This is a genomic window from Methylophilus sp. 3sh_L (genome assembly GCF_046766015.1).
Taxonomy (GTDB): domain Bacteria; phylum Pseudomonadota; class Gammaproteobacteria; order Burkholderiales; family Methylophilaceae; genus Methylophilus.
In genome coordinates this window covers 335576-360759 of record NZ_JBKOUF010000003.1, presented here as the reverse complement: position 1 = coordinate 360759, position 25184 = coordinate 335576, and the positions used below count along the sequence as shown (strand labels likewise).

Sequence of the window (25184 nt, the reverse complement as noted above, 5' to 3'; positions counted from 1 at the left end):
AGCGACTGTCCAAATCCCGCAGCAGCTCACGTAGTGTGTGAGCTGCTAGGTTGAGTTTCGTGACCGGCTTATTTTGTTGAACAACGCAAGGGAGCCGAAGGCCGTGATGGCTGGGTGCCCTCTTCTTTGGTTACTTTCTGTGGGGCATGCAACAGAAAGTAACTCGCCTACAGGCGAAAAAGAACATGACTAACGACAAGCAAGTATCCACGTGTGCATTCATGCTCACCCTAGAACGGCTACAACTTTTTACCCCAAAGATTAGGCTGGATGCAATACACCGAAAAGCAATCGGCCTGATCTTGCATGCAAGACAAGCAACTACCTCACCTAAAGAATGACCTTCACCATCACGACGATTGCAGCCATTTTTATAACCGCAAGCTTCTGTCTTCGCCAAAATGGGCTATTACCCATAGGCAGACCGCTTTTTAAAAACAGCAGGACATCTCCAAAACAATCAGTGACTTGGAATAAATGTGCTGAAACTGACACCCAGCTTACAAACGGCCATTTTGGCCGAACTTGACGCAAAATCGTATTGTCATTCCCAACGTAAAAGGGTTTAATGTAAGCATTGTAAATCCCATTTACGGCGATAATTTGCGGCGCAATGTTAAAGGGAATGGCTACTGGCAGATAAAACTGATTTGCCAGTGAAAGCCGCCCTTGATCTCTGGAATGAATAGCAAGCAAACAAGCCATACTTCTACAATAATTGCTGAGAACTGTTAACTCAACTACATCATGGATAAACCTCTGAATACAGCCGCATTTCAGCTCAGACTGTGGGTCGTCACAGTGCTGCTGGCTGTGCTCGGATTTGCCCTGGTGGCTGAATTCTCTGACAATTCCAGCTACCGTGATGACGTGGTGCGCGTTCGCGTGGCCGAGCTTAGCGAACACCCAGGGGATAGTGAGTCCCCATTTCCCGCCCCTATCCCTTTGATTACTCCTCCGGCAAGCGTTGTGATTGCTTGCGTCATTCCTTTTGCGCTCCTGGCGTTGCCACGTCAGCGCCTGATCAAGCGCCGCGGGGTGGTTCAGCACCTGCACTCGCGCGCGCCCCCGGCGCAAGCTTAATCCTCTGTGCCCAGATGCGCATGATGTTGTTGACCGACTCCAGTTGATGTTGCTGTAACCCATGCGCCCACCCAGTCCAGCATCATGCCTGCCGACCTGGTTGCGGTGCCCAGAACTCGACGATGGGTGAACATCCCTGGCGGCAGCAGATGCCAGCCCCTGTTTAGCCAGTATTTATTTTTAATTTATTAAGATAAGAACACACTTATGATGAAACAGCACTTAATCGTTTTAGGCTTGTTTGGCTTCCTGCTTGGCGCTTGTCATAAAGAAGAGGCACACAAGGAAGAGCTTCCCAAACTGGAAGTCACCACCCCAATGCGTAAAGACACTACCTTGATCAAGGAGTATGTCTGTCAGATCCACGCCATCCGGCACATTGAAATGCGCGCGCTTGAACGCGGCTACTTGCAAGATATCTTTGTCGACGAAGGTAAGTATGTCAAAGCCGGCCAGCCCATGTTCAAAATCATGCCGAATATCTATCAGGCTGAGTTGATGCGCGCCAAAGCTGAAGCAAATGCCATCCAGATTGAATACGAGAACACCAAGGCACTGGCCGATAAAAATGTCGTATCCCAAAATGAACTGGCAATTGCCAAAGCCAAGCTGGATAAAGCCCTCGCTGAAGTGAATCTGCACCAGACTCACTTGAACTTTACTGACATCAACGCACCCTTTGACGGCATCATGGACCATCTGTTTGTGCGGAAAGGCAGCTTGATGCAAGAGGGCGATTTGCTGACTACCCTGTCTGACATCAGCAAAATGTGGGTCTACTTCAATGTGCCGGAATCCGAATACCTGGACTTTAAAGCCCGCCACGAAGATGAAAAACAGGTCAAAGTACATTTGCGTATGGCCAACGGCCAGGTGTTTAACCAAACAGGGGTGATCGAAACCATCGAGGCCGACTTTGACAACAAAACCGGTAACATTGAGTTCCGGGCGGGCTTCATGAACCCTGAGCGCCTGCTGCGCCATGGTGAGACTGGTAACATCATGATGGATATCCCGTACAAAAATGCCATGCTGATCCCGCAAAAAGCGATTTTTGAAATCCTGGACCAGCAATATGTATTTGTGGTCGGCAAAGATCACAAGCTCGAGCAGCGCTTGGTCAAAGTCGCTGCCGATATTCAAGACATGTCCATCATCTCTGACGGTTTGAAAGACACCGATCACGTGCTGATTGAAGGCCTGCGCCGTGTCACCAAAGGTGACAAGATTATTGAGGACTTTAAAACCCCTGACAAGGTTGTTCCTGAACTGAAGCTGTACGCAGAATAACGAATCGCCAGGTGACCATTTATGCTTAACATATTCCTCAAACGCCCAGTACTGGCTATCGTACTGTCCCTGCTCCTGACGTTTACGGGCTTCCTGTCCATTAAAAGTCTGCCGGTGGAGCAGTTTCCAGACATCGCGCCACCGCGTGTGCTGATTTTCCTGGCTTATCCAGGTTCCAGCGCCAGCGTGCTGGTGCAATCCTCCCTGATTACCCTGGAACGGGCGATCAACGGGGTGCCAGGCATGAAGTACATTGTGTCTGACGCAACCAGTGCCGGTGAAGCCACCATCCAGGTCTATTTTGACCAGGGGGTAGACCCGAATGAGGCGATGGTGAACACCAAGGTCCGGCTGGACCAGGTGATCAACCGCTTGCCACAACTGGTACAGCTAGAAGGCGTGATCCTGAACAAGGTTCAGCCGAGCATGTTGATGTACGTGAACATGTACAGTACCGATAAAAACGCAGACCAGAAATTCCTCTACAACTACTCGCAGATTAACGTCATTCCTGAAATCCAGCGTGTAAACGGGATTGCCTGGGCCCAGATTTTGGGTAGCCGCCAGTATGCGATGCGTGTCTATTTGAACCCAGACCGTATGCGGGCTTATAACGTCTCATCCAAAGAAGTCATGGATGCGATGTCCAACCAGAGCTTGATTGGTCGTCCGGGCCGTTTGGGCCAGAGCTCGGGCCTGCAGGCACAGGCCAAGGAATACACCCTGGTGTATAGCGCCAGCCGGTATGAAAAGCCTGAGCAGTATGAAAATATTGTGATTCGCTCCACCCCTTCAGGCGAAATCCTGCGGCTGAAAGACATTGCCAAAGTCATGCTGGGCAGTGAGTTTTACGATATTTACTCCAACAAAGATGGCTATCCTTCTGCCTCAATCGTGTTGAAGCAAAACTACAAAACCAACGCGAAAGAAGTGATTGAAAACGTCAAGAAAACGCTGGAAGAACTCAAACCGACCTTCCCGTCTGGCATGACTTATGAAATCAACTACGACGTGTCACGCTTTGTGGATGCTTCTATCCATAAAGTATTGCACACACTGGTTGAAGCGTTCGTGCTGGTATCGCTGGTGGTGTTTATCTTCCTCGGCGACTGGCGCTCAACGCTGATCCCGCTGATTGCGGTGCCCATCTCGCTGATCGGGGCGTTCGCCGTGATGAGCTCGTTTGGATTAAGTATCAACCTGATTACGCTGTTTGCCATGGTGTTGGCGATCGGGGTGGTCGTGGATGATGCGATTGTGGTGGTGGAGGCGGTGCACGCCAAAATGGCCTCTGACCATGTAGGGCCCTACGCCGCGGTACAACGCGTATTAGGTGAAATCGGTGGTGCAGTGGTGGCGATTACGCTGCTGATGACTTCGGTATTTGTGCCGATTACCTTCCTGCCAGGACCGGTGGGTGTGTTCTACCGCCAGTTTGCAATCACCATGGCCTCCTCCATCGTGTTGTCAGGGATTATTGCGCTGACGCTGACCCCCGTGCTGTGTGCGATGATCCTGAAGAATACGCATGGTCAACCCAGAAGCCGCAACCCGATCAACCTGTTTTTGGATATGTTCAACAAGGTATTCGACAAGATAACCGACTACTATACGGCGTTCCTATCCAAGCTGGTGACCCAACGCACCCTGACCTTTATCGTCATTGGTGCCTTCTCTTTCGGCATTGTTTCGATTGTTAAAATCATTCCGGAAGGGTTTATTCCCGGCGAAGACCAGGGCATGATTTATGCGATTATCCAGACCCCGCCGGGTTCAACACTGGAAACCACTTACCAGGTTTCTCAAGAGCTGCAAAAAGAAGCGAAAAAAATTCCGGCCGTGCAGTCTGTGACCGCGCTGGCAGGTTATGAAGTGTTGACCGAAGGGCGTGGCTCTAACGCGGGTACTTGTATCATTAACCTCAAGGACTGGGAAGACCGTAAAGAAACAGTTGCCGACGTGCTCAAGTTACTCGAAAAAGCCACCGAAAACTTTGGTGCGCGGATTGAATACTTTGAACCGCCTGCAGTGCCTGGTTATGGTACTGCGTCAGGCCTGGCCTTCCGCTTGCTGGATAAAACTGGCTCGCTCGATTACCAGAAGTTTGATGATATCAACAAAGACTTCATGAAGGCCCTGGCAAAACGCAAAGAATTAACCGGTTTGTTTACATTCTATGCGGCCAACTACCCGCAATACGACCTGATTATTGATCCGCAGCGCGCAATGCAGAAAAAAGTGACCATTGCCGATGCCATGGACAACCTGGATGTATTGGTGGGCAGTACCTTTGAGCTGGCGTTCATCCGCTTTAACTACTACTTCCGCGTATATACACAGGCAGCGCCTGAGTTCCGCCGCTTCCCTAGCGACATCCTGAACTACTATGTACGCAATGAAGATGGCGAGATGGTGCCTTACTCTGCCTTCATGACCATGAAGAAACAACAGGGTCCTAACGAAATTACCCGTTACAACCTGTTTAACTCTGCAGCGCTCCGTGCCGAGCCTGCTGAAGGCTACACCACTGCTTCTGCAATCAATGCCATCAAAGAAGCCGCTAAATCTCTGCCTAAAGGCTACTCAGTAGGCTGGGAAGGCTTGAGCTTTGACGAAGAACGCCGTGGCAATGAAAACATCATTATCTTCATGGTGGTGCTGGTGTTCGTTTACATGGTACTTGCTGCACAATACGAAAGCTTCATCATCCCGTTTGCGGTGATGATGTCATTGCCTGCGGGTATTTTCGGCAGCTTCCTGCTGCTTAAATTAACCGGGCTTGCCAATGACGTCTATGCGCAGATTGGTCTGATCATGCTGGTGGGCTTGCTCGGTAAGAACGCGGTGCTGATCGTGGAGTTTGCGGTACAGGCACGCGAAAAAGGCGCCACCATCAAAGATGCCGCCATTGCCGGTGCCAGAGCGCGTTTCAGACCGATTTTGATGACCTCGTTTGCCTTTATTGCCGGCCTGATTCCACTAACCGTAGCAACAGGGGCTGGCGCGATTGGTAACCGTACCATCGGCACATCCGCGCTGGGCGGCATGTTATTCGGGACCATCTTCGGCGTGGTGGTGATTCCTGGTCTTTACTATATTTTCGCCAGCTTGGCAGATGGTAAAACCTTGATCCGCAAGGAAGACCAGAACCCGCTGACAGAGTCCTACGAGTACAACAGACACGAAGAAGAAGATGAACATGACCACTAATAAATATCTGTATTGGCTGGTAAGCGGTGCAGTTGCAGCCATGCTGCAGTCCTGTGCCATCCCCAACATTCTGACCAAGGAGGCCGACACCACCTTACCCGCACAATATAACGGTAAAGCGGCAGCAGCCGACACCCAAAGCAGCGCCAGTGTGAGCTGGAAAGAGTTCTTCCAGGACCAGCATCTGGTGTCTCTGATTGATACGGCGGTGGCTAACAATAAAGAGATCCAGATGATGGCGCAGCGGATCTCGATGGCACAGAACGAAATTCAGGCCAGACGCGGTGCCTATCTGCCATTTGTGAATGTAGGTGGCGGTATTGATTATGAAAAAACCAGCAAATTTACCCGGCTGGGTGCCGTCGAAGATGGGCTGAAAATCCATAATCAGTCCTTCCCGACCTTCCTCGGCGACTACCAGTTTGGTCTGGTGGCTTCCTGGGAAGTCGACGTCTGGCACAAACTGCGTAATGCGCAACAGGTTGCCGTGCTCGAGTATATGGCAAGCACCGAAGGCAAGAGCTTCCTGATTACCAACTTGGTGGCTGAGGTGGCGAACAGCTATTACGAGCTGGTCGCCCTGGATAACCAACAGCTGACGCTGCAAAAAAACATCGAGATTCAACAGAATGCCCTCACCGTGATCCGTGAGCTGCAGAAATACGCACGCTCTACCTCACTGGCGGTCAAGCGTTTTGAAGCCGAGGTGAAAAAGAACCAGAGCAAGCAGTACGTGATCAAACAGCAAATTACTGAAGCTGAAAACCGCATCAATATGCTGCTGGGTCGCACCTCACAGCCGATTGCACGCAACAGTGACGGCTTCCTGGATCTGCAACCCAAAGCCGTCGAAGCCGGCCTGCCTTCACAAATGCTGGCTAACCGGCCGGATATCCGCCGCTCTGAGCTGGAACTGGCGGCTGCCAAGTTGAACATTGATGTGGCAAGAGCGAATTTCTATCCTTCATTCACCATGAATGCCGGATTGGGCTTTCAAGCCTTTAAACCACAATACTTGCTGAATATCCCGGACGCACTTGGCGCTTCATTGGGCGCGGGCTTGATGGGTCCGCTCATCAACCGAAACGCCATTATTGCCGAGTATAAAAATGCCAGTGCTTCGCAAATTGAAAAAGCGTACGAATATGAGCAAACCATTATCAATGCTTATATGGAAGTCGCAAACCAGATTGCGAATGTGGACAACCTGAGCAAAAACTTCAGCCTGAAAACCAACCAGGTTGACCAGTTGACCCAATCGATTGATGTGGCTAACCAGCTGTTTAAAAATGCCAGGGCCGATTATGTCGAGGTGCTGTTGACGCAACGTGATGCGCTGGACGCCAAAATGGAGCTGATCGACACCAAACAGCAACAGATGTCAGCTATGATCAACCTCTACCGCTCTCTGGGCGGTGGCTGGCGTTAAGTCTTTGCTGAAGGCCTATCGATCATAGGCTCAGCATTAATCAACTCAGCGTCGACGTAAACCGTCCTCGGCGCATGTCTGAAAAAGGGATTCCGCACAAGGGAATCCCTTTTTCTTTTGGTGTCCCCTGAAGCGCTCGACCGTTGCGAACAGCCTCTCCGATTGCTGTCTAACCACCAGCGGATTTCAAAGCAGTATCCGTAGCAGCTAAAAAAGCCCTTAGGCCTTGATAGCAAATGCTGGCTAACGGAATCACCCATGCAACCAACGCTGAATCCGCAAATACTAGCGGAGTAGAAACACGGTGGGCTGTAATGGCGCTAGCTGCGTCCAGTTGCTTGATTAGCGCGTAACCTGTGCCATCACAGTCTGATTGCACACCGCTTGAGCACTTTAGCAAAGATCGCCGTTTGGTGAGTGTGGATAAAAATGCACGCCGGAAGGCGCTTTGAAAACTGCCCGCGGCAAATAACCGCTGCCGCGGGAGCATCTGATGAAGGCTTATTTGCCGAGCAGGTTATCCAGCGAGCGCTGGTCTATGTCCGACAAATACGTCGGGCATTGCTGGTTGATCACGGCCACCCAAGCCGCGCAGCCGTCCAAAGACTGCTTACTTGCAGGCGCAGTCAAGCCAAAATCAGCAGGTTTACGTGGCGGCGTTGATTTATTGCCAAACCACATCACGCGTTTGTCTTTAGACAGTGAGAAACAACTCTTGGCCGCTTCGCGCAAGGCCTCGCGGGCATCGGTGAGGCTGCCACAAGCCGCGCTGCCATCTACCTCCATCAGTTGTGCACCGACTTCATACCGGGCTTGATCCACCGTGAGGATGGTGCCCGCCGGTTTGTATTCATTCATCACCGCATAAAAACCAAACAGGAAAATCAGCATCCCCAGGGAAAGGCCGCGATGCTGCTTCTCAAACACCTCAATGCCAAAATAACTCACTGCCAGGGCCATCAGCGTCAAGGCAAAGGCAGCCATCGCCACCAGCTTATGCGGAATCTGTATTTCATAAATCCCCCAGGCAAATGCAATCACAGCGATAGCCAGGGCGATCATCCGCATCATTTTTTTATTCATTGAAGCAAATTCTCCAGTCACTAAAAATAGGGGCAGACATCATCCTGCCTGCCAAAGCCCACGCGCAACATCTTACCCGATTTGCCTGAATGATTGATATTGATGCGGCCAGATTGTTCACCCAGACAAGGCCAAATTAAGCTTGCTGTAAGTTTGCTGCCAGCCAGCACTCTATCACAACCACCAGATACGCCTGCTCTTCCAGCGTCAGTGCACGGTTATCTGGAATCCGGTGCCATTTAGCCAAGCAACCGCGGCAACAAGTGGCCGTGGCATGCTGGGCCACAAACACCGGGTGCCCACGCATCGGCGTTTGCTGCCCGTCATTAGCTGGGCTGGCAGACGCCAGCCGCTCGGCAATGAATTTTTCAGCATGATCCAGAATGACCGACAAGCCCTTTTGCTGCAAATAGTGCTGGTCTTTGGCGTTGAGTTTGAAGCGGGCGCGGAAATCGGAGCGTTGCAGGGCTTGAAACAAGGCGTCCAGATCACGCATGGCATTCCCCGATTGTTTATATAAAAGCTTTCAGACTATTCAAAGCAACCTTGGTTAATTTGCTTAATATTGATGTAGCGATGCCTCGTGGAAAAATGTCCGTGTTATCAGCGATTGAGCATACGGTTGAAAGCCTAGCCAGAGTACTGGATGGTGGCAGTCCTGAAATGCTGGAATTACCCATATTAATTGGGCTGGAGCAACATCAACTAGAGTATTAGCCATGAGTGGGGAGAACAAACGATATATGCGACTGCTAGTATTATTTGACCTCCCGGTGGTGACCAAGGCTGAACGCAGGGCTTATACACTCTTTAGGCGCTTTTTGATCAACGATGGTTACGACATGATTCAATTTTCTGTCTATGGTCGTTTGCTCAACGGAAACGATGCGCTTGATAAACACTTAAAAAGACTGGCCGACAACTTGCCTCCAGAAGGCTCCGTACGCTGCTTAAGCGTCACAGAAAAACAATATGCCAGTATGAAACTCCTTGTAGGTCTTCCACTCTTTCAAGAAAAAAAGGTCAAATCAGACCAACTTCTTCTGTTTTAAATTAGCGTTTTAAAAAAAATAAAACCCGCGCCAGCGTTAACTGGTGCGGGTTTGGTGAGAGCCTATTGTAGATCATCCGGGGTGAGAGAGGGAGCTACAACCTTGTTAAGTGCGTCCAGCACCTTGAGAATATTGTAGATCATCCGGGGTGAGAGAGGGAGCTACAACTGGCAATACTTTTGCCCAGTTGATGCGCGCATTGTAGATCATCCGGGGTGAGAGAGGGAGCTACAACTTCAGCTCCTGTTTATGGTAATGGTAAAGCATTGTAGATCATCCGGGGTGAGAGAGGGAGCTACAACTACTTCAACAGCGACCGCGACATCGTTTTTATTGTAGATCATCCGGGGTGAGAGAGGGAGCTACAACCAAGCCGAGCTCGCAGGCACCATCTGGTGCATTGTAGATCATCCGGGGTGAGAGAGGGAGCTACAACCTGTGTTGTGGTATCTGCCACCTGAGTATCATTGTAGATCATCCGGGGTGAGAGAGGGAGCTACAACGCTGCTGGTGCTATATTGCCTTATATTCCTATTGTAGATCATCCGGGGTGAGAGAGGGAGCTACAACATTGGGGGTGGGGAGTGAGCGAAGTTAATAATTGTAGATCATCCGGGGTGAGAGAGGGAGCTACAACAGCAATGCCTTGATATGTTCTGCTGCGCTCATTGTAGATCATCCGGGGTGAGAGAGGGAGCTACAACCCTCGTACTCTGAGTGATGAAGAAAAAGCTATTGTAGATCATCCGGGGTGAGAGAGGGAGCTACAACCTCGTAGCTACGATGCAGAATGAACATTTTATTGTAGATCATCCGGGGTGAGAGAGGGAGCTACAACTGGTGCAACATGACATCAACTCATTCACATACTGTAGATCATCCAGAATGGAAATCTTAATGCAACTGCGAGAGATGTAAATCGCGCAATTTTGGCGCCTTGATCGCAGTCATCCCTACCACGGCCAGCGTAATGCAACCCCCAAACACCACCGAAGGCACCAGACCCATCAACCTGGCCGTGAGACCGGACTCGAACGCACCCAATTCATTGGAAGAGCCGATAAAAATGCCATTGATGGCTGAAACGCGGCCACGCATGCCGTCAGGCGTCGCCAACTGCAAAATCGTCTGGCGCAACACGACCGAGACGCCATCCATCATACCGGAAATAGCCAGGATCACCATCGCCAATTGAAAGTGAGTACACAAGCCAAAGGCAATCATGCAGATGCCGAAACCAGCCACCGCCAATAACAGCCAGCGGCCGCTATGCTGATGGATAGGATGCTTGGCCAACCAGACGCCGGAAACAATGGCGCCCAGGGCGGGTGCCGCGCGCAACAAGCCCAAACCTTCCGGCCCCATTTGGTAAATATCATGCACAAACGCCGGCAGCATCGCTACCGCGCCCCCAAACAAGACGGCGAACATATCCAGCAACTGCGCGCCAAGTACCACTTGTGTATGCCGGACAAACCGCAAGCCTTCGGCAATGCTGGCAAACACTTTCATCGGTTCATGGCTATGGTGCTCGGTCACCCTGAGTGCCAGTGCCGCAATGCAAGCAGCCAGCGCCAGCAGGGCGGACAAGCCATAGGCTATCGACTTATCGGCAAAGCCAATCAACAAGCCGCCAATCGCGGGGCCGACGATGAGGCCAATCTGGAACATGGAGCTGCCGATACCGGAAGCCTTGGCGATAGAAGCCCTTGGGATAATCAGCGCAAACAGCGTGTTATAGCTGGGGGATATCAGGGCGCGGGCAAAGCCGGTCAGGCAGACCGTGGCATAAATCCACCAGGCGGTGTGCGCTGGTTGGGACTGCGTAATCACTACCAGCAACCCAGCGTTCACCGCCAGAAAAAAAGCCGACACAGCGGCAAAACCGCGGCGCGAGAAGTAATGATCCACGGCATGCCCGGCAAACAGCGCGCTACCCATATAAGGGATGACCTCTGCCAGACCAACCAGACCCAATGACCAGGGATCGTGTGTCAGCTCATAAATATGCCAACCAATCGCGACCATCATCATCTGGTACGAAAGTACCATGAGAATGCGGTAAGTAAGCAACTTAGGGAAAGCATAGCCCTGATGGGCAAGGATCTGGCGGATGGACAAAGACATAGGCAAGATTATACGCTATCAGGCACATGGCCGCGGCGCGCAAAATCCCCTACAATCCGCAAGCGGGTGCGGTGAATCAGGCAGTAGGCGGTAACGCTGATGAGCCGTCGTTGACCCCGTGCGACTCTGCCGATATAGATGGGGCGCACCCGCAAGTCTTACGCAACTGATTAAATGCGGCAAGATTTAATCGGGTAAGATGCCGGCCTGCGATCGCAAGCGGTCTGTTCCCTTAACTAAAGGTTTATTTTCATGACATCACGTATTTCATTAATCACTTTGTGTTTTCTCCTGTTTGTGTCGCTGTGCACCCGGGCAGAAGAAAGTTTCGTCACCAAAGAGCCCTTCAGGCAACCGGCAAAAATGCCTTCAGCGGTTTTGGCTTTGCTAGCGCAAGAGCCGTCTGTGGCCGATAGCACCAGTTGCGGGGAGTCCAAGCCTGCTGCTTTACTGGAAACACAAGTGGTGCACCTGAACAAAACGGCAAAAGCCTATTTGGTGAAGCCAGCGCATGGTTGCCTGTGCCGCGAGGCCGCTTGCCCGGTGTGGTTGTTTCAAATGAGAGGCGCCGCAGCCAAGCTCATTTGGCATACCCCGGCCGCCATCAAGGTCGCTGTGTTAGACAAAAAATTTGACGGCTATCACAAACTGGGAGAAACCGCTGGCGATGCGTCAGTCGGCAGTGAGTCTCACTGGTCTTGGGACAATACACGCTATAAACAAACCTATAAAAACACCTGGACCATGGACGCCGACAATAAATGCCGCTTGGGTGAAGAAACCATCCATCTGGTGGATGGAAATATCGTCAACCACAGCATAAAATGTCCCCAGGAATAAACACTACCCAGCAGCACGGATGACTGGACAGAGACTGAAAGTGGACGCGGCCGCTGACCTTTCATCACGGCCGCTGCGCCCCTACGCTGCTTTAATGGGCGTTTGCTGAGGATAAGAAACCCGAGGTTAACATGCGCATGATGATGCAGAGAGTGCTGCTTTGGCTGGGACTGTGGCTGACATGCCCAGCAATGGCGGCGGAGCAGATGCAACTCTGGATCACTGTGGATTGGGAAGGCCTCTCCCTCGATGAAGACAATCTGCAGGCCATGCAGCGCTTCCGGCAACAGTTTCCGCAGATTCCGCTGCTACACCTGGTCAATCCTGCCTACTTTATCCAGCCTGGCATCCACCGTGCCCAGGTAGGCAGCCAGATCCGCAGCACGTTCTTACCACAGGACAAGGTGGGCTTGCATCTGCACCCCATGCGCACATTGGTTGAGTATTGCGGGCTCGCCTATCAGGCCACGCCTTCAGTTTCTGGCCGCGATGAACATTGCAGGCAGGCCAGCTGTGGGCATTCCGTGAGCCTGGAGCTGGCTTACAGCGAGACCGAGCTGACGCGGCTAGTGCATTGCAGCAGTGACTTGATGGTGCAAAATGGCTTTAACCGTCCGCGGCACTTCCGCGCCGGGGCCTGGCAGCTGGGGCCCAAGTTGCAAGCGGCGCTGGTGGCCAATGGCTTTAGCTGGGATAGCTCGCGCATTGATGCGCGCTTGCTGACTACACGCTGGCACGCCGACAGCCCCTTGATCAAGACCTTGCAACAGCTGCATCCAGGCAGCACCCCGCTGGAACAACCTTATGCCTTGTCTTATCAACTGATGGAATACCCGGATAACGCTGCCCTGGCGGATTACACCAACACACAACAACTGTTGCGCCTGTTTGAACCTTTATTGAACCAGGCGCCCAGTGTCATGGTCTTGGGATTTCATCAGGAGTCGGCAGCGGACTACCTGTTACACCTGGAACGCGCCATTCCACACATGCAACGGCTGGCAAAACAGAAAAATGTCACATTGCTATGGATGCCCGAATAACAGCTATAAAACCACATGGACTTATTTGCACAAGACACCCCCACTAAAGTGATGCTGGCTCCCGGTGCTTACTGGCTGTCCGGCTTTGCCCTGCCCTGTATGCCCGTGCTATGGCCTTGTCTTGCAGACCATTTGTCCGGCCATCCAGCCCGGCAGATGATGACACCCATGGGTTACCCGATGTCCGTACGGACCAGCAGCATGGGCAGCTGGGGCTGGGTAGGATGTGCTGCGGGCTATGGCTACCATGCGTTTGATCCAGCCAACCAGCAGCCGTGGCCAGCAATACCGACGGTCATCTTGCAACTCGCCAACACGGCCGCGCGAGAGGCTGGGCACCCCGACTTTGTGCCCAACAGCTGCCTGATCAACGTATACGCACCCGGCAGCAAAATGGGCCTGCATCAAGATAAAGATGAGCTGGATTTTACGCAACCGATTGTGTCTGTGTCGCTCGGGCTGCCTGCCACCTTTCTGTTTGGTGGCCCCAGGCGCACGGACAAACCGGTGAAGATCCCGCTGGTGCATGGTGATGTGGTGGTTTGGGGCGGTGCCAGCCGCCGCTTTTATCATGGCGTGGCACCAGTCAAGCCAAGACAGCACCCACTCACTGGTCCGCAACGCATTAACCTTACCTTGCGAAAAGCGCGTTAGCATCTGGCCCTGACAACGCCTAAAAAGCATCCGCATAAACGCTGATGAAGATCAAAAACCCCGCTCACTTCCGGGTTGCATCTGTTTTTCAAAAGAGTAAACTGAAACTGTCTTATCTATCCAACATTTGCTGAATGATCCAGCAAACACTCGATAAGACCCTTTCCGAAAACAAGGAGTTTGTCATGAATTTACAACTTACAGGACACCATTTAGAAATCACTCCAGCACTGCGTGAGTACGTCTCATCGAAGTTCTCGCGTATCAGCAATCACTTTGATCATGTGATTGATGTGAAAGTCACCATGTCTGTTGAAAAGCTTGCCCAAAAGGTTGAAGCGACCTTACATGTTCCAGGTAACGACTTACACGCGGCCTGCTCAGATGAAAACATGTACAGTGCCATCGACATGCTGACCGACAAACTTGACCGCCAGGTCGTGAAACACAAGGAAAAAAATGGCGATCACCATAAATCCGGTGGCGCTGTGAAACACCAGTTAAGCTCATAAGCCTTAACCTTCATTCTCTACCCGAACGGGTAGAGAATGCGCCCCTCTACTTTTACGCCGTTTCACCCCACCACCGCCGATTCAGTTGTAAAATGTCTGTCAACCACCTGTTGACGTTTCAATCACCTATATGGCTCAAATCTCCGTCGCCGATTTGTACAAACAGATCCGCAGCAAACTCAAATTGAAATGGGTTGCTGGGGAAGCCGGTGGGCAGAAAATCCTCAACTCAGGCACGGTCACCAAACCCTCCCTGGCCTTGGTCGGGCATTTGAATTTTGTGCATCCCAACCGCGTACAAGTATTAGGGTGTGCGGAAATGGATTATCTGGCCAGCTTAAGCATCCTGGCCGTGCAACAAGCCGTCAGCAACCTGTTTTCGACAGACCTCGCCATGGTGGTGGTCGCGAATGGCGAAAAAGTACCGCCCATCATGCTTGAAGCTGCCCAGCACACCCAAACCCCCCTATTCACCACGCCACTCATCAGCCCGCAGCTGATGGAGTTGCTGAGCCATTATCTGGCGGTAGCCACCGCCGAGACCACCAGCTTGCACGGCGTGTTCATGGAGGTACAAGGCTTTGGGGTGTTGATTACCGGCAGCGCGGCGATTGGTAAAAGCGAGCTGGCGCTGGAGCTGATTTCACGCGGTCACCGGCTGGTGGCAGATGATATCGTGGATTTTTACCGGGTTTCGCCCGAACGGATTGAAGGCCGATGCCCGGAGCTATTGCAAGACTTTCTGGAAGTGCGTGGCCTGGGCATTTTGAATATCCGTGCACTCTATGGCGATAATGCAGTCAAACCGACCAAGCCGCTTGATATGATGATCCAGCTGGAACTGGCCGACGAGATGAAACCGCAAGACCTTGACCGCCTCAGTGCCAACCGGCAGACGCAACAAGTGCTGGATGTGGAGATCAGCAAGGTGATTATCCCGATTGCGGCCGGGCGCAACATTGCGGTGCTGGTGGAAGCCGCCGTACGCAACCATATGCTGCTGCTGCGCGGCGTGAATGCGACCAAGCAGCTGACGCAACGGCAAAAACAGATCATGCTGAGAGAAAGCAAATTACGATGATGACAACGAGGCTGGCTGCATGCAACTGGTAATTGTGACCGGGCTCTCAGGCTCGGGTAAAACCATTGCATTGCGCGTATTCGAAGACAGCGGATATTACTGCATAGACAACTTGCCAGCCACCTTGCTGCCACATATCCAGAGCCATGTCGCCAACCGTGATGCGGCCAAAGTGGCGGTGAGTATTGATAGCCGCAGCATTGCGATTGAGTCGTTGCCGGATATCCTGAAAACCCTGAAGACGCAGGGGATAGCCGTGCACCTGCTGTTTCTGGATGCCAGCCTCGAAACACTGGTGAAACGCTTCTCTGAAACCCGGCGCAAACACCCACTGAGTACGCCAGACCAAGCGCTGGCCGAAAGCATCAAACATGAGCGCGATTTGCTGTCCGGCCTGAATAATCTGGGCCACCATGTGGATACCAGCAACTTGTCATCCAATGCCTTGCGCAACCACACACGTGACTGGATGCTGCAAATTGAGCAAAGTTACCTCCCCGCCCGCTCGCACTCGCTCGTTTTGTCATTCATCTCGTTTGGTTTTAAACACGGCATTCCACTCGATGCAGACTTTGTGTTTGATGTGCGCAGCTTGCCTAACCCGCATTACGATCCGGTTTTGCGGCCTTACAATGGCACGCAGGCACCTATCCAGCAATTTTTACAAAATGAATCACAAGTGCTTGAAATGCAGCATGACATTCAGCACTATATAGAAAAATGGCTACCAAGCTTTTATCACGACCATCGCAGCTATGTCACGGTTGGCATCGGTTGCACCGGGGGGCAACACCGTTCCGTCTATCTGGTGGAACAATTGGGGGCGTATTTCAAACAGCAGCATCAGGTGATGATTCGCCACCGCGAACTACAGGATGCTGCTGCAATCGCTACCCCGTAACGAGACTCTGAAAGTACATTTATGATTGGTGTTTTGATTATTGCGCACGGTAGCCTGGGACCCAGCCTGATTGATTGCGCAACCCATGTGATGGGTAACCGCCCGGCACAACTGGATTACCTGGAAATTTCAAAGAATGACGACCCGGCAACGGTACTGCCCAAAGCGCAAGCGCTGGTGCAACGCCTGGATAGCGGTCAGGGCGTGCTGGTATTGTCGGATATTTATGGCGCAACCCCCTGCAATATCGTGACAAAACTGCTGACGCCAGACGAGACTGAAGGCGTGGCTGGGGTGAACCTGCCCATGCTGGTGCGCGTGCTTAACTACCGCCACGAAGGTCTGCATTCCTGTATCCAGAAAGCACTCAGTGGCGGCCGCGACGGCGTTGTCCACTTTACCAAAACCACTTGTCATCACGCACAATAACCTCATAAAAACATGGCCAAACTTTCTTTAGAAATCATCAACAAACTCGGCTTGCACGCACGCGCCTCTACCAAATTCACCCAAACCGCCAGCCAATTCAAGAGCGAAGTCTGGGTGGAGAAAAATGGCCGCCGGGTCAATGCCAAAAGCATTATGGGCGTGATGATGCTGGCCGCCGCCAAAGGCAGCACCATAGACATTGAAGCCACCGGTCCTGATGAAGATCAGGCGCTGGCAGCGCTACAAGCGCTGGTAAACGACTATTTTGGCGAGGGTGAGTAATTGACCAGCTTTAGCATGCACGGGGTGGGCGTATCGAGTGGCATTGCCATTGGCAATGCACACCTGATTTCGCATGCCCTGCTCGAAGTCGTACATTTCAAAATCGAGGCCTCTGCCATAGACGAGGAAATTGCGCGTTTTGAACGGGCCATCGGCCTGGTCAAGCACGATCTGGAACAGCTCAAAGCCCAGTTGCCTAAAAACGCCCCCGCCGAGCTGAGTGCCTTTATCAATACCCACCTGGCCATGCTGAGCGACAAATCATTGTCCGAAGCGCCTAAGGCCATTATCCGTACCGAACTGTGCAATGCCGAATGGGCGCTCAAACAGCAAATGGACGACATCGTCGCCCAGTTTGATGCGATTGAAGACGCCTATTTGCGCGAGCGCAAGCAGGATGTGGTGCAGGTGGTCGAACGTGTGATCAAGGTGTTGCTGGGCCGCGACCAACTCGCCGCCAGTGAGAAAAAACTGCAAGCCCGGCAAGAGCGCGCCATGATCCTCGTGGCGCATGATGTTTCACCCGCCGATGCCATCCAGTTCAAACATCACCAGTTTGCGGCGTTTATCACCGATGTCGGCGGCGTCACCTCACACACCGCCATTCTTGCGCGCAGCCTGAATATTCCGTCCATCGTCGCCTTGCAGCGCGCCCGCGACCTGATCAATGATGGCGAACTGATGATCGTCGATGGCAGCGAGGGCGTGGTCATTGTCAATCCTGACCCGGAAGTGCTGGCGGAATACCAACTCAAACAAAATCAGTGGCAACTCGCCCAGCAAAAGCTGCAAAGGATTAAAACCACCAAAGCCGTCACGGTGGATGGCGTGGCCATTGATTTGCTGGCTAATATTGAAGTACCGGATGATGTGGTTGCCGCCAAAGCGTCAGGTGCAGTCGGCGTGGGATTGTACCGGACCGAGTTCCTGTTTATGAACCGCGCTGAAATGCCCGATGAGCAGGAGCAATTTGAGGCCTACAAACATGTGGCAGAAGCCATGAAAGGCCACCCGGTCACCATCCGCACGCTGGATATCGGTGCCGATAAGCAGCTCAATCCCGATGAAGTGGTGACGGCCACTAATCCGGCCCTGGGCTTGCGCGCAGTACGCTATTGCCTGGCTGAGCCACAGATTTTCCATAGCCAGTTCCGTGCCTTATTGCGTGCCTCGCATTACGGTCAGGTGAAAATCCTGATTCCCATGCTGTCCAACCTGGCTGAACTGCGGCAAACCAAATTACTGTTTGCCCGTGCCAAAGAATCGCTGCGCCAGCAAGGCATCCCGTTTGACGAACAGGTGCCTATCGGCGGCATGATCGAAGTACCGGCCGCCGCCATCAATGCCGACGCCTTTGCGCAAGAACTGGATTTTTTGTCCATAGGCACCAATGACCTGATTCAATATACACTGGCGATTGACCGTGCTGACGATGCGGTGGCACATTTGTATAACCCTTTGCATCCAGCCGTCTTGCGCTTGATCCAGATGACGATTGCCGCCGCTGCCAAATATGACAAACCGGTCTCTGTCTGCGGCGAAATGGCGGGCGACACCAAACTGACACGCCTGCTGGTCGGCATGGGCATGCGCCAGTTATCCATGCATCCGGCGCATATCCTGAGTGTGAAGTCACAAATCCTGCAAAGCGAAGAAAACGTGCTGGCCAAGCAAGCGAAAAAAATCCTGTCGATGACCGATTTGGAAAAAATTGACCCGCTGATTAAAAAATTTAACGGGGAAGTGCACTAACGCTGCGCAGATCCCCTTGTATTAAACAAAACTCATCACCATCATCAATATATACAATGAGCCAAATGCGAACATTTGGCGAATAATACGCCTCTATCATCTATCGCATTCAATAAAGGATTTGCCGTGAGCACCAACCCATTACTTGCTTTTAGTGGCCTGCCCAAATTTAATGATATCCGTCCAGAGCATGTCTCGCCTGCCATTGATCAATTACTGGCAGAAGGCCGCGCCTTGGTAGAACGCCTGGCGACCGCGAGTGAGACACCGGACTGGCAAAACTTTGTGCAGCCGATTGAAGACTACTCGGAAAAACTGTCCCGCAGCTGGGGGCCGGTCGGGCATATGAATGCCGTGGTCAATACGCCTGAACTGCGTGAGGCCTACAATGCAAACCTGGCCAAACTGACCGATTTTTATAGCGACCTGTCACAAGATGAGCGCCTGTATGCCAAATACAAGGCCATCCAGGCCAGCGCGGGCTACGCACAACTGAGCCGTGCACAACGCAAGATTATCGACAACGAAGTGCGTGGCTTTAAATTGGGCGGCGCCGAACTGCCCCCAGCCGAAAAAGTGCGGTTTAAAGAAATCGCCGAGCAACTCTCAAAACTGGGCAGCAAGTTTGAAGAAAACATCCTAGATAACACCAACGACTTCAAGCATCTGGTGACAGATGCAGCCGAATTGAGCGGCCTGCCCGAAGACGCGCTGCAAGCAGCCGCCGAAGCCGCAAAAGCAGAGGAGAAAACCGGTTATCTGTTTACGCTGCATTTCCCGTCTTATATGCCGGTGATGCAATATTGCGACAACCGTGCCCTGCGTGAAACGCTCTACCGGGCCTATGCCACGCGCGCCTCAGAGTTCAGCAAACCCGAATGGGATAACACCGCCCTGATCGCTGACCTGCTCAAACTCAAGCAAGAAGAAGCGCAACTGCTAGGCTTTAACAACTACGCCGAACTGTCGCTGGCGACCAAGATGGCCGACACACCGGCACAAGTGATTGAATTTTTAGATACCCTGGCCAAACGCGCAAAACCCTATGCCGAAAAAGACATGGCAGAACTCAAAGCCTACGCCGAGAAACTAGGCTTTAGCGATATGCAGGCCTGGGATGTGGCCTACATCAGCGAAAAACTGCGCCAGGACAAATACGCGTTTTCAGACCAGGAAGTGAAACAGTACTTCCCTGAAGACAAGGTGCTGGCAGGCCTGTTCAAAGTGGTTGAAACCATTTTTGGCGTGCAGGTGCGCAAAACCGATGCGCCGCTCTGGCATAAAGATGCAGGTTTTTATGAAATCAGCGACCAGCAGCGCCAGCCAATTGCCTATTTCTACCTGGATTTATATGCGCGGCATGGCAAACGCGGGGGCGCCTGGATGGATGAATGCATTACCCGCCGCAAAATCACCAATGGTATTGAGCTGCCGGTCGCTTACCTGACCTGCAACTTCTCGGCGCCAGTGGGCGACAAGCCTGCACTCTTCACGCATGACGAAGTCATCACGCTGTTCCATGAGTTTGGTCACGGCTTGCACCATATGCTGACCCAAGTCGAGGAATATAGTGTTTCCGGCATCAAGGGCGTGGAATGGGACGCGGTAGAGCTCCCCAGCCAGTTTATGGAAAACTTCTGCTGGGAATGGGACGTACTGCGTCATATGACGGCACATGTCGATAGCGGTGAACAGCTGCCGCGCGCCCTGTTCGACAAAATGGTGGCGGCCAAAAACTTCCAGGCCGGCATGCAAACCGTGCGCCAGATCGAGTTTTCATTATTTGATATGCGTTTGCACAGCAGCTTTGACCCGGCGGGCACGCAGACGGCACTCGACGTGCTCGAACAGGTACGGGATGAAGTAGCCGTGTTGCGTCCGCCTAAATGGAATCGCTTCCCCAATAGCTTTAGCCATATTTTTGCTGGCGGTTATGCCGCAGGCTATTACAGCTATAAATGGGCAGAGGTACTGTCTGCCGACGCGTATAGCCTGTTTGAAGAGCTGGGCGTGTTGTCTGCCGAAGCAGGTAGCCGCTTTAAAAACGAGGTGCTGGCGCAAGGTGGTGCACGTCCGGCCATGGAGTCTTTTGTGGCCTTCAGAGGCCGCGAGCCAAGTATGGATGCCTTGTTACGCCATAACGGCATGGCAAGTTAATCATTTTTACCTCTAGCCAAGTGTCTGACACTTGGCTTTTTGACACGCCGCCGCTATGCTAAGCAGATCGTTTTAAGGATTAAAAAATGTCTCGTCTGTCCCTCTGTGTGTTACTGATTGCCTTGTTGCCGGCGGCGGCATTTGCCGCAAAAGAAGAGGCGGATGATATTCAAGCGAAAACCGCCAATGGCGACGAAGTCGTGCTGCATTCCAATGGCTACTGGGAGTTTAAGGATGCCAAAAAAGCTGAGGAAGCCAAAGTCAAAGTCGAGCAATTTGAGCGTAGTAATAGCTGTCCATTGGGCATGCGCCCCAGCTTTTTGGGCATCGGCCGTTGCATCGCATTTGACGACCCTATCCTCAAACGCGGTTCACTGAGTGGCAAGGGCCGTTAACTTACAGCCCTGCGGGCCTCACTAATAGCACTAAAACAGGGCAGCCATCGCTGCCCTGTTGCTTTTCACCCGCCAGCCATCTCATCACCATGCCCCCAAAACCACGATAACAAGCCATTTGTAGCGGGTGCTGGCTCCATACCCGTGCCGGGAACAGCGCTTGCTTGGTTAAAGTTTTAGACACTAGATGGAACCTCATGATTAATTCGCTCGATTTTGCCCGCCACGGCGACAAACAAAACTCTGCCTTTTTTGAAGAGTATCTGCAAAAGCTACTCGAAGAGCGCGACCAGTTGGGGTTAACCGACATGATTCAGGAAATTGATGCGCTGATGATTACGGTAGACCCAGACCATTCGATCCAGTACATCGCTGAATTATCTTTAATGACCTCTTACCATTACCTGGTCACACTGGAGAGTGAAAAGCACTGGACACATATTTTGCGCATAGATCTCGACTCGCCGGATTTACTGGTCCGCGAGGTCAAAGACCCTAACTTCAGGGGCATTTTCCGCGCGCTCAACGAGATTTACCCGGTCGGTGCGCGTAAACCGAATAGCCGCTACATGGGTGAAATCATCCGTGTCACCAATATGCATGACGTGGTGAAGCTGCAAGAGGAACGCGAATTCCGTTTTTTTACCCAGGACGAAGTGCGCAAACTGGAGCTACCGGGCAATGTGGCGATCAGCAAGCCCTCGCCTTACACGCATAATATCGTTGGCTATATGAAACGTGAGCCGGATGAATTGCGCGTGTATGCCTTGGGGATCAGCACCATCCGTGCCGATGTGCAAGCCGCGTATGAAGAGGCAAAAAATCTGCAAGCAAAGCTACGCATTGACGACTTGATCTTACCGGTGGATCACCTAGCGACCCGCGTCTATAGCCAAAACCGTGAGGTCGCGATTCTCGAATACCTGTCCTGGTCCAGCTATTTTTTCTGGGGCGCCTATAACATCTGGGACCAGAACTCCTCCACCAATGTCACCAAGAGTGTACATGGGTTCCCCGAAACCAAGAGCCCGGCCAAAGTGTTTACTGCCAATAACACGCCTTATTTTGTAAACCACCTGGAAAAACTGCCCTCGCCGACCGAGACCTTTGTGCGTAACTATGGCCCGCGCTTGCACCATATTGCCTTGTCGGTCAAAGATGGCACCCGGGACGGTAAGGAAAATATCGAATTTGTCGTCGATGCCATTGCCAGCCAGGGCAAAGGTTTTCTGCTCGATGTGATAGGCTCCAAGGAAGAAGGCCTGAAACAAATTTTCTCAAATGCCTCGGAACATTCGTCGCTGATTATTGAATACGTACAACGCTATGACGGCTTTGACGGCTTTTTCACTCGGGATAATGTCGCCAAACTGACTGAAGCCGCCGGGGTGGAGGAAGGCGTGCTGGAGCAACAGGCACGATTGAGCCAACGCGCAGGGAAGTAACAGTGGCTCGCATCTTGATCTATACTTAGGCTCTTTATACTCAACGACTTTAGGCTCAGGCTTTGACGCCTAGACTAGGGAATTTTGGACCAAGGAATTTGCATGGATCACGCATTCTGGCACAGCCGCTGGCAAAATCAGCAGATTGGCTTTCATCTGGACCAAGCCAATCCGCTGCTGGTGAGCCACTTTCATCATCTGGCATTAACGCCGGGGCAGTGTATTTTTGTGCCCCTATGCGGAAAGTCGCTGGATATCCCCTGGCTGTTAGACCAAGGGCTACAAGTGGTCGGCATCGAACTCAGCCCACTTGCCGTGCAGGCATTGTTTGAGGAGTTGGCCCTGACCCCGGAAGTAAAAGAAATGGGGGGACTCACCTGTTACCATGCCGGGCCACTGACTGTGTTTAATGGCGATTTTTTTGCGCTCAGCCAGGCTCAACTCCACCAGGCACACATCGATCAGATAGATGCAGTGTATGACCGCGCCGCATTGGTGGCGCTACCCGCCGACATGCGCCCACGCTACAGCCAGCATTTAGCCCACCTGACCGCACACGCCAAACAACTGCTGGTGAGTTTTGACTACGACCAGTCACTGCAAGCCGGGCCACCCTTTAGTGTTGATGCCCAAGCGGTGCAACAACTCTATGCTAAGGACTTCACATTAAGCTTGCTGGCCGATGTGGCACTGGAAGGCGGCCTCAAAGGCAAATGCCCGGCGCAAGAGCAAGTCTGGTTGCTACAGGCCCGCGAGCGGTAGGCTAGGAGCATTACGCGCTAAGCCACGGCTGCAGCATTTGGGATGCAGCCCATCATCACCTCGTGATTCTGATGCCAGTGCTGCAAGCTTTCCACGACATGAAAAGCCTGTGCCCGTACCAGATCGCCCGGTTGTTTAAGATCCGGTACCACAATCACACGCAAGCCTGCAGCAATGGCGGCTTGGGCGCCCAGTTCGCTATCTTCAAACGCGATACATTCATCGGCCTGCAAGCCTAATTTTTCCAGGGCCAGCAGGTAGATATCCGGGTTGGGTTTACCGCGTTGCACCTCTTGACCACTGGTGATATGGTCAAAGTAATCCAGCACACCGGTGTGGCTCAGGCGGTGGGTAATATGCGGAATGGGTGATGAGGATGCCACGCTGCAAATGACGCCTGCGTCACGGTAAAACTGTAATAGCTCAAGCACCCCGGTTTTTAGCGGAAACACATGGTTGCGCGCATCAAGAAAGGTATTGAGTCCCGCGATCACCTGCTGCATATGGTGCTCACCATTAAGTTGCTCCGCCATGATGCGGCTGGAGTCTGACCAGATACGTCCCACCAGTTGCACATATTGCTGCTCGGTATAAGTGATGCCTATGCTGGCGGCGGCTTCAATACAGCCTTGCATGATGATACGTTCAGAATCGATCAGCAGACCGTCCATGTCAAAAATTGCGGCTTTAATCACAGGCAATACTCTAGGGCGAACAAAACGCTATTTTAGCGTGTATTTGCGTATGGATTCAGGGGAATGTCATGCCGGTTAGGCATGGGCCAATGGCGTCACGGTCACACTCACATTCAGCTGCTGCTGACCGCCGCCCAGCACCACGCCGCGCATGGGGGAGACATCGCCAAAGTCGCGGCCCCAGGCGACTGTGATATGTTCCTGCTGGACTAAACAATTATTCGTCGGATCAAAGTCCACCCAGCCGTAGACCGGGCAATACACAGACACCCAGGCGTGCGATGCGTCAGCACCGACCAGGCGCGGCTGACCAGCGGGCGGATGGGTGAGGATATACCCACTGACATAGCGGCAAGCCAGGCCAATAGAGCGTAGGGCGCCTAGCATCAGATGGGCAAAGTCTTGGCAGACGCCACGGCGACCTTCCAGCACCGTATCCAGGGGGGTGGAGATATCCGTGGCTTGGGGATCAAACTCAAACTCACTATAAATTTTTTGCGTCAGGGCCATGGCGGCTTCCAGCAATGGCCGCTGCGGCGTAAAACAGCTCAGGGCAAAGCTGGCCAGCGCTTCACTAAGCGTGACACGCGTGGTGGCATACACGTAGGGAGCAGCATCCAGATGTTGGGTATCCTGATCTTTTAACAGGTGCTGCACCTGCTCCCAGGGCGGGCTTTGCACAAAATCAGCCATCTGTGGCCGTGGTTGGATATCGACCTGGAACCTGGAGGTGACCTCTAGCGACTGGTGCGGCGTCAGGATGGTGAAATAGTCATTATTATTGCCAAAAAAGTCTTGCCGCCGCGATTGCTCGGCGGGCAGTGGCTCACAGGCCAGCGTAAAAGAAACGCATTGCTGAAAAGGCGTCTCCCGTGGCATGAGATGCAGCAATTGCTGTGATTGAAGCACCGACAAATCGTAGCTATAAACAGTTTGATGTTCGACCTGGTAACGCATCTTGT

At 52.4% G+C, this 25184-nt stretch carries 27 protein-coding genes and 1 CRISPR repeat array; of the genes, 20 read left to right on the top strand and 7 right to left on the bottom strand.

All coding sequences use genetic code 11. The features are described from left to right. Positions 1-330: 330 nt before the first annotated feature. Positions 331-705 carry a hypothetical protein gene (locus tag ACIDF8_RS09460; RefSeq protein WP_412010361.1) on the bottom strand — a complete coding sequence of 125 codons (375 nt, stop codon included), beginning with the start codon at positions 703-705 and terminating at the stop codon, positions 331-333. A 42-nt stretch (positions 706-747) separates the two neighbouring features. Between ACIDF8_RS09460 and ACIDF8_RS09455 the strand changes: the two genes are divergently transcribed. The 4 genes from ACIDF8_RS09455 to ACIDF8_RS09440 all read left to right on the top strand — a co-directional run bounded on the left by ACIDF8_RS09455 (position 748) and on the right by ACIDF8_RS09440 (position 7012). Next, the gene (locus tag ACIDF8_RS09455) at positions 748-1083 is read left to right on the top strand and encodes a hypothetical protein (protein WP_412010360.1); all 336 of its coding nucleotides are present in this window, start codon (positions 748-750) and stop codon (positions 1081-1083) included. Between the two features lie 207 nt (positions 1084-1290). Further along, the gene (locus tag ACIDF8_RS09450) at positions 1291-2373 is read left to right on the top strand and encodes an efflux RND transporter periplasmic adaptor subunit (protein WP_412010359.1); all 1083 of its coding nucleotides are present in this window, start codon (positions 1291-1293) and stop codon (positions 2371-2373) included. Positions 2374-2394: 21 nt separating this feature from the next. After that, a complete protein-coding gene (locus ACIDF8_RS09445) occupies positions 2395-5583 on the top strand; it encodes an efflux RND transporter permease subunit (RefSeq protein ID WP_412010358.1) in 3189 nt (1062 codons plus the stop codon). Then, positions 5573-7012: a TolC family protein gene (locus ACIDF8_RS09440; RefSeq protein ID WP_412010357.1), complete on the top strand. Its 1440-nt coding sequence runs from the start codon at positions 5573-5575 to the stop codon at positions 7010-7012. Before ACIDF8_RS09445 ends, ACIDF8_RS09440 begins: the two co-directional genes overlap by 11 nt. Before the next feature lie 501 nt (positions 7013-7513). Here the strand turns inward: ACIDF8_RS09440 and ACIDF8_RS09435 are convergent. Together ACIDF8_RS09435 and ACIDF8_RS09430 are read right to left on the bottom strand one after the other, a co-directional pair. Next, positions 7514-8095, bottom strand: a complete 582-nt coding sequence (locus ACIDF8_RS09435) for a hypothetical protein (protein WP_412010356.1) — start codon at positions 8093-8095, stop codon at positions 7514-7516. Between the two features lie 136 nt (positions 8096-8231). After that, positions 8232-8591 carry a DUF4186 domain-containing protein gene (locus ACIDF8_RS09430; protein WP_412010355.1) on the bottom strand — a complete coding sequence of 120 codons (360 nt, stop codon included), beginning with the start codon at positions 8589-8591 and terminating at the stop codon, positions 8232-8234. 95 nt (positions 8592-8686) lie between these two features. Between ACIDF8_RS09430 and ACIDF8_RS09425 the strand changes: the two genes are divergently transcribed. Both ACIDF8_RS09425 and cas2 read left to right on the top strand, forming a co-directional pair. Further along, the gene (locus ACIDF8_RS09425; protein ID WP_412010354.1) at positions 8687-8812 is read left to right on the top strand and encodes a hypothetical protein; all 126 of its coding nucleotides are present in this window, start codon (positions 8687-8689) and stop codon (positions 8810-8812) included. A gap of 2 nt (positions 8813-8814) precedes the next feature. Next, complete coding sequence (gene cas2 / locus ACIDF8_RS09420; RefSeq protein ID WP_412010353.1) at positions 8815-9147, top strand: CRISPR-associated endonuclease Cas2; 333 nt, start codon at positions 8815-8817, stop codon at positions 9145-9147. Positions 9148-9211: 64 nt separating this feature from the next. Then, positions 9212-9985: direct repeats of the CRISPR family, unit length 37 nt; unit sequence ATTGTAGATCATCCGGGGTGAGAGAGGGAGCTACAAC. A 56-nt stretch (positions 9986-10041) separates the two neighbouring features. Here the strand turns inward: cas2 and ACIDF8_RS09415 are convergent. Then, entirely contained in the window at positions 10042-11274 is a 1233-nt protein-coding gene (locus ACIDF8_RS09415) for an MFS transporter (RefSeq protein WP_412010352.1), read from the bottom strand. A 26-nt stretch (positions 11275-11300) separates the two neighbouring features. Here ACIDF8_RS09415 and ACIDF8_RS09410 point away from each other — a divergent pair, with 26 nt between their 5' ends. The 12 genes from ACIDF8_RS09410 (at position 11301) to ACIDF8_RS09355 (ending at position 21320) form a co-directional block, all read left to right on the top strand. Continuing rightward, positions 11301-11444, top strand: coding sequence for a hypothetical protein (locus ACIDF8_RS09410; RefSeq protein ID WP_412010351.1), 144 nt, complete (start codon positions 11301-11303; stop codon positions 11442-11444). Between the two features lie 82 nt (positions 11445-11526). Beyond that, a complete protein-coding gene (locus ACIDF8_RS09405) occupies positions 11527-12114 on the top strand; it encodes a hypothetical protein (protein WP_412010350.1) in 588 nt (195 codons plus the stop codon). A gap of 137 nt (positions 12115-12251) precedes the next feature. Continuing rightward, a complete protein-coding gene (locus ACIDF8_RS09400; protein WP_412010349.1) occupies positions 12252-13157 on the top strand; it encodes a hypothetical protein in 906 nt (301 codons plus the stop codon). Positions 13158-13172: 15 nt separating this feature from the next. Next, positions 13173-13811 carry a DNA oxidative demethylase AlkB gene (gene alkB / locus ACIDF8_RS09395; protein WP_412010348.1) on the top strand — a complete coding sequence of 213 codons (639 nt, stop codon included), beginning with the start codon at positions 13173-13175 and terminating at the stop codon, positions 13809-13811. A 185-nt stretch (positions 13812-13996) separates the two neighbouring features. Continuing rightward, complete coding sequence (hpf, locus tag ACIDF8_RS09390; RefSeq protein ID WP_194748955.1) at positions 13997-14323, top strand: ribosome hibernation-promoting factor, HPF/YfiA family; 327 nt, start codon at positions 13997-13999, stop codon at positions 14321-14323. Positions 14324-14453: 130 nt separating this feature from the next. Then, positions 14454-15404: an HPr(Ser) kinase/phosphatase gene (hprK, locus tag ACIDF8_RS09385; protein WP_412010347.1), complete on the top strand. Its 951-nt coding sequence runs from the start codon at positions 14454-14456 to the stop codon at positions 15402-15404. Positions 15405-15423: 19 nt separating this feature from the next. Next, positions 15424-16305: an RNase adapter RapZ gene (rapZ, locus tag ACIDF8_RS09380; protein ID WP_412010346.1), complete on the top strand. Its 882-nt coding sequence runs from the start codon at positions 15424-15426 to the stop codon at positions 16303-16305. A 21-nt stretch (positions 16306-16326) separates the two neighbouring features. After that, on the top strand, positions 16327-16734 hold the full coding sequence (locus ACIDF8_RS09375; RefSeq protein ID WP_412010345.1) for a PTS sugar transporter subunit IIA: 408 nt from the start codon (positions 16327-16329) through the stop codon (positions 16732-16734). 12 nt (positions 16735-16746) lie between these two features. Next, on the top strand, positions 16747-17016 hold the full coding sequence (locus ACIDF8_RS09370) for an HPr family phosphocarrier protein (RefSeq protein ID WP_412010344.1): 270 nt from the start codon (positions 16747-16749) through the stop codon (positions 17014-17016). Further along, a complete protein-coding gene (gene ptsP, locus ACIDF8_RS09365) occupies positions 17017-18768 on the top strand; it encodes a phosphoenolpyruvate--protein phosphotransferase (RefSeq protein WP_412010343.1) in 1752 nt (583 codons plus the stop codon). Between the two features lie 126 nt (positions 18769-18894). Further along, entirely contained in the window at positions 18895-20925 is a 2031-nt protein-coding gene (locus tag ACIDF8_RS09360; protein ID WP_412010342.1) for a M3 family metallopeptidase, read from the top strand. Between the two features lie 86 nt (positions 20926-21011). Then, positions 21012-21320, top strand: coding sequence for a hypothetical protein (locus tag ACIDF8_RS09355; RefSeq protein WP_412010341.1), 309 nt, complete (start codon positions 21012-21014; stop codon positions 21318-21320). Between the two features lies 1 nt (position 21321). Here ACIDF8_RS09355 and ACIDF8_RS09350 read toward each other — a convergent pair whose 3' ends face one another. Beyond that, positions 21322-21504 carry a hypothetical protein gene (locus ACIDF8_RS09350; RefSeq protein WP_412010340.1) on the bottom strand — a complete coding sequence of 61 codons (183 nt, stop codon included), beginning with the start codon at positions 21502-21504 and terminating at the stop codon, positions 21322-21324. A gap of 13 nt (positions 21505-21517) precedes the next feature. On the opposite strand from ACIDF8_RS09350, the gene ACIDF8_RS09345 reads away from it, so the two are divergent. Both ACIDF8_RS09345 and tmpT read left to right on the top strand, forming a co-directional pair. Then, on the top strand, positions 21518-22765 hold the full coding sequence (locus ACIDF8_RS09345) for a hypothetical protein (RefSeq protein ID WP_412010339.1): 1248 nt from the start codon (positions 21518-21520) through the stop codon (positions 22763-22765). A gap of 102 nt (positions 22766-22867) precedes the next feature. Then, positions 22868-23527 carry a thiopurine S-methyltransferase gene (gene tmpT / locus ACIDF8_RS09340; protein ID WP_412010338.1) on the top strand — a complete coding sequence of 220 codons (660 nt, stop codon included), beginning with the start codon at positions 22868-22870 and terminating at the stop codon, positions 23525-23527. 17 nt (positions 23528-23544) lie between these two features. Here the strand turns inward: tmpT and ACIDF8_RS09335 are convergent, their stop codons facing one another. Together ACIDF8_RS09335 and ACIDF8_RS09330 are read right to left on the bottom strand one after the other, a co-directional pair. Further along, positions 23545-24222 (bottom strand): HAD family hydrolase, encoded by a 678-nt coding sequence (locus ACIDF8_RS09335; RefSeq protein WP_412010337.1) that lies wholly within the window; start codon positions 24220-24222, stop codon positions 23545-23547. A 75-nt stretch (positions 24223-24297) separates the two neighbouring features. After that, complete coding sequence (locus tag ACIDF8_RS09330) at positions 24298-25179, bottom strand: transglutaminase family protein (protein ID WP_412010336.1); 882 nt, start codon at positions 25177-25179, stop codon at positions 24298-24300. Positions 25180-25184 lie beyond the last annotated feature (5 nt).